Source organism: Collinsella aerofaciens, from assembly GCF_028207065.1.
Classification (GTDB): Bacteria; Actinomycetota; Coriobacteriia; order Coriobacteriales; family Coriobacteriaceae; genus Collinsella; species Collinsella aerofaciens_AR.
In genome coordinates, this window is the sequence record NZ_JAQLFP010000057.1 from 1 (window position 1) to 4579 (window position 4579).

Below are 4579 nucleotides of genomic sequence, written 5' to 3' on the forward strand. Positions count from 1 at the left end.
CCCGTTCGTAGCTCCGAAGGAGCAGAACGGGGGCGCTTCATTGGTCGAGGACGTTTTCAAAACCAAGCCCGGTCCCGGCCGGAGGGACCACAGGCGCTACAGGTTCTTGACACCCATCGCGCGCATGGCGTTCAGGATAGCGATGATCGCCACGCCTACGTCGCCAAAGACGGCAAGCCACATATTGGCGATACCCAGCGCTGCCAGCACAAGGATCAGCAGCTTAATGCCCAGCGCAAAGATTATGTTCTGCCAAACAATCGACATGGTCTTGCGCGCCACGCGGATCGCGCGGGAAATGTTGGACGGCTTGTCGTCCATCAGCACCACGTCGGCGGCCTCGATCGCGGCGTCGGAGCCCATGGCGCCCATGGCAATGCCCACATCGGCGCGCGTAAGCACAGGAGCGTCGTTGATACCGTCGCCGACAAAGGCGAGCTTGCCCTTGCCACTTTCGGCCGCGAGTAGCGCCTCAACGCGCTCGACCTTGTCGCCCGGCAGGAGCTGCGCGTGGAACTCGTCGAGACCGAGTTGCTTGGCCACAGACGCTGCAACCTCCTCGCGGTCGCCCGTGAGCATGACGGTGCGGTTGATACCGGCGGCATGCAGGTCGCGAATCGTTTGCTCCGCATCGGCCTTAACGGTGTCTGCAATCACGATGTGGCCGGCGTACACGCCGTCAACGAGCACGTGGAGGATCGTGCCGACAACCTCACAGTCCGGTGCTTCAACGCCGGCCGCGGCGAGCATTTTGGCGTTGCCAACGACGACGTGCTTGCCGTCGATGGTTGCCGTCACGCCGTGGCCCGCGTCGTTGGTGGAGTCGCTCACGCGCTTGGGGTCGACCTCGCCCTGGTAGGCGTCGCGCACGGACTGCGCGATGGGGTGATCGGAGAACGACTCAGCAAGGGCTGCGACTTCGAGCAGCGACTGCTCGGTATAGCCAGCCTCGGGGTGCACCGCGACGACTGAGAACGTGCCGTTGGTGAGGGTGCCCGTTTTGTCGAAGACGATGGTGTCCACGTCGGCGAGCGTCTCGAGGTAGTTGGAGCCCTTGATGAGAACGCCCAGCTTGGACGCGCCGCCGATGCCGCCAAAGAAACTCAACGGTACGCTGATCACGAGGGCGCACGGGCAGCTGACGACCAGGAAGGTCAGGCCGCGCAGGATCCAATCGGACCAAGCGCCAGTCACCAGGCCGCCGCCAAGCGCGAGCACCGCGGCAGCGCCAGTGACGGCGGGGGTGTAGACGCGGGCAAAGCGCGTAATGAAGTTCTCGGTGCGCGCCTTCTTTTCGCTGGCATTCTCCACGAGCTCCAGAACACGCGCGACGGTTGACTCGCCAAAGGGCTTGGTGGTGCGCACGTGGATGAGGCCCGTCATGTTGATGCAACCGCTGATGATATCGTCGCCGGTCTTGGCCGGGCGGGGGACCGACTCGCCCGTGAGTGCGGCGGTGTCGAGCTGGGTTTCGCCCTCGACGATGACGCCGTCGATAGGCACGCGCTCGCCGGGCTTGACCACGATCACGGTGCCGACGGCGATGTCATCGGGAAAGACCTGTTCGAGTGTGCCGTCGGCTTGCTCGACGTTAGCGTAGTCGGGCGCGATGTCCATCATGGCACTGATCGACTTGCGGCTCTTGCCCACGGCGTATGCCTGGAACAACTCGCCGACCTGGTAGAACAGCATGACAGCGGCGCCTTCGGCCATGTGCGGGTCGGTGTCGGGGAAGAGCACCATGGCAAACGCGCCGATGGTCGCGACGGCCATGAGGAAGCTCTCGTCGAAGGCCTTGCCGCGGCGGATGTTATTGAATGCCTTTTGCAGTACGTCGTAGCCGGCAATCAAAAACGGCACGAGGAACAGCACAAAGCTGGCGTAGATGTTGCCGGGCTCCCCAAATGCGATAGCGAGGGCGCCGAGCTCGTCGAGGGCATAAACAACGGCAAAAATGCCCAGTGCTACCAGGATGCGGTTGCGCTTATGCTCAAGGGACTCTTTCTTCTTGCGCTTCTTCTTTTTCTTCTTGGGATCGGCGGCTGCCATGATTCAAACCTCCCATTTGAGTGTATGAACACTTGCTCATATAATTTCGCGAGCAAAGGCCGCGGCAAGCGCGGCCTCGCAGGTCAACGTATGCGCGGGTTAGAGAATGATCTCGCAGTCCGGCTCGGCGTCGGCGGTGAACTCAACGACGCGGTCCAGGACCTCGTCGAACTCGGCGTCGTCAGCCTCGAGCGTCAGCTTCTGGGTCATAAAGTTGACCGAAACGGACTTGACGCCATCGAGCTTAGCCAGCTCGTCCTGAAGTTCACGCGCGCAGTTGGCGCAATCGATCTCGTCGAGCTTGAACTGCTTTTTCATGGTGGGTTCCTTTCCCTGTGTTAGCGGTCTGGGTGCCGGCCGCGCTGATACCGTGGTTGATTGCTATTCGCAGATATGGCTCATGCCCTGGTTAAGCATGGTGTAGACGTGATCGTCGGCGAGCGAGTAGAGAATGTTGCGGCCGTCGCGGCGGAACTTGACCAGGTGCGACTGCTTAAGCGTGCGCAGCTGGTGCGATACTGCCGACTGCGAGGTTGCGGTCGCTTCGGCGATGTCAGCCACGCAGAGCTCGCGGCCCATGAGGGCATAGAGGATCTTGATGCGTGTGGTGTCGCTGAAGACCTTGAACAGGTCGGCCAGGTCGTACAACAGCTCCTCGTCGGGAAGGTCCTCGGGCGAGCAGGTGGTGGGGACGATCAGCTCGGTGGCCTCGATGCCAGTCTTTGTTTCATCAGCGTGGCTGCTCATTGCAACATCCTTTCATATGAACATGCGCTCATATAACTTACTTCCGATTATATGAGCGCATGTTCATATGTCAATACTATTTACGTTAATTTCGATGACTGCTTGCCGCCTCTGCGATTTTCTGCGGGTTGGGAGACATCGACGCAATGCTCGCCAACATATTTCGAGATGTTCGGCCAGCATGCTAAGAAAGCCACCTTGAGAAGCATTAGAACTGTTCATATTTGTACTTTATCGTGTTAAATACCGCGAGAATCAGTTCTTCCTCTACGGGAGTTCCTGCAGAATCAGTTTTATCTAAAGTTATATTGAGCATTGCTGCAGCCAATCTGGCACATCGGTGGCCGAATAAGTCGAAAAATGTAGGTGGACATCCGCAGAGATCGCCTTTAGAAGAGCGAATTCTCAATTAGATCAATAATCGTGTCGTCTTCCGTGCGGTTTTCATCGATTTTTGCGAACATGTCGCATTCCCAAGGCCCATTGATTTCCTCAGCAAGGGCCCCGACGTGTTGCATGTCGTCGGGTTCTGGCACATCGTTGATGCTCGGGTCATCAGCTTGCGGATATTGGCTTGCAATTTCGCGCTTGGCGGCCTCTTCTTCTTTGAGTGTCTCCAGGACGCGGCGACCGTATTCGAAGTAGCGCCGCAAGACAAATTGACGAAGAGTTTCTTGCAGGATGGCGAAGTTATCCGGGAGTCGACCGGGCCATATCTTCTCGCGAATGCGAATCGCTTCCATGACCCGCCTAAAAGCGGACTGCTTGAAAAACGAATGACGACTAACTGTGATAACGGCATATCCCATGTTTCGCAGCGTGTTTCGGCGTTCCTCGTCAATTGATTGCTGTTCGGGCTCGTCGTGGTAAAAGCCGTTGTATTCGATATCGGTCATCGAATTTTCGAGCAGCGCGTCGAGGTAGAAAACCGTCCGTCGCGTTAGGGCGGCGTATCTTTTGGGGACTGGGATCGGATAGTCCGTTTTGATAGCGCGTATGGCTAAGCCACCCATTGACTTGGGCATTGTCAGCATCATGACAAACGCCGTTTCGAGTGGGGAGCGACAGCCTTCGCGTACATAAGAAAGTGCCTTAAGTGCTTTATTAGATCCACGATACCCCGATGCCTCTGAAAAGAAGGCTCTGAGCTCTTCAACGCTGGTTAGGGCTGGGCGCTCGCGATATTGAGTTTCGTCGGACGTTCCAAGCGCGTAGGAGCCGCAGATTTCAAAGTAATACTCAACGAGCTCCGAAAGGTTGAGGTCGGCTGCTGCTTCTAACGCGCACAGCTTGATATCGACGATGTAGACGTTCGGCTCGAGTTCTAGGTAGCTTTCTGCATCAAACGTATAGCGCGTGCAGTGGCAGATGCAGCCCTTGCGGTGCCTTTTGGCATTATTGGAAAACGTCAGCACATGGATGCTTTCAGAATCGACATTCTTTCTGTTGAGCCATGCTCGCGCCGCTTCCAGGTTGGACGTGGTCGGCGCAGACACCTTGATCTTTTCCATAGATATGGGATCGGTCGCGTGGCTTGCGAGCGAGTTGACTGTTTGGTATACAGCGCGTGCCGTGGTATGTGACAGAACGATTCCCATACGCGCATGATGGCATAGCGGACGCCATATACGCTCGAAACTTCGGGCAACGGTATTGGGGCGCGGCTTATCTTCTGCGAACGGTGGGTTTTTGAGCTGTCGTATTGAGGGGGGTGTTCCTATAGTTTTGTCAACTGGGCAATGCTGTTTTCGAGATTGAATCGCGACATGCTAACGCCAGGCCT

General features: G+C 57.4%; 4 protein-coding genes. All 4 read right to left on the minus strand.

The window, feature by feature from the left end; all coding sequences use genetic code 11:
* Positions 1-96: 96 nt before the first annotated feature.
* The 4 genes from PMX72_RS10190 to PMX72_RS10205 all read right to left on the minus strand — a co-directional run bounded on the left by PMX72_RS10190 (position 97) and on the right by PMX72_RS10205 (position 4307).
* Positions 97-2049 carry a heavy metal translocating P-type ATPase gene (locus PMX72_RS10190; protein WP_271729214.1) on the minus strand — a complete coding sequence of 651 codons (1953 nt, stop codon included), beginning with the start codon at positions 2047-2049 and terminating at the stop codon, positions 97-99.
* 99 nt (positions 2050-2148) lie between these two features.
* A complete protein-coding gene (locus PMX72_RS10195; protein ID WP_006235433.1) occupies positions 2149-2367 on the minus strand; it encodes a cation transporter in 219 nt (72 codons plus the stop codon).
* Positions 2368-2430: 63 nt separating this feature from the next.
* Positions 2431-2796, minus strand: a complete 366-nt coding sequence (locus tag PMX72_RS10200) for an ArsR/SmtB family transcription factor (protein WP_117637779.1) — start codon at positions 2794-2796, stop codon at positions 2431-2433.
* Positions 2797-3185: 389 nt separating this feature from the next.
* Complete coding sequence (locus tag PMX72_RS10205) at positions 3186-4307, minus strand: hypothetical protein (protein ID WP_117817598.1); 1122 nt, start codon at positions 4305-4307, stop codon at positions 3186-3188.
* Positions 4308-4579: the final 272 nt, after the last annotated feature.

Excerpts from the sequence above, each read along its gene's own strand:
- PMX72_RS10190 (WP_271729214.1), bottom strand. The coding sequence starts at position 2,049 with ATGGCAGCCGCCGATCCCAAGAAGAAAAAGAAGAAGCGCAAGAAGAAA.
- PMX72_RS10195 (WP_006235433.1), bottom strand. The coding sequence starts at position 2,367 with ATGAAAAAGCAGTTCAAGCTCGACGAGATCGATTGCGCCAACTGCGCG.
- PMX72_RS10200 (WP_117637779.1), bottom strand. The coding sequence starts at position 2,796 with ATGAGCAGCCACGCTGATGAAACAAAGACTGGCATCGAGGCCACCGAG.
- PMX72_RS10205 (WP_117817598.1), bottom strand. The coding sequence starts at position 4,307 with ATGGAAAAGATCAAGGTGTCTGCGCCGACCACGTCCAACCTGGAAGCG.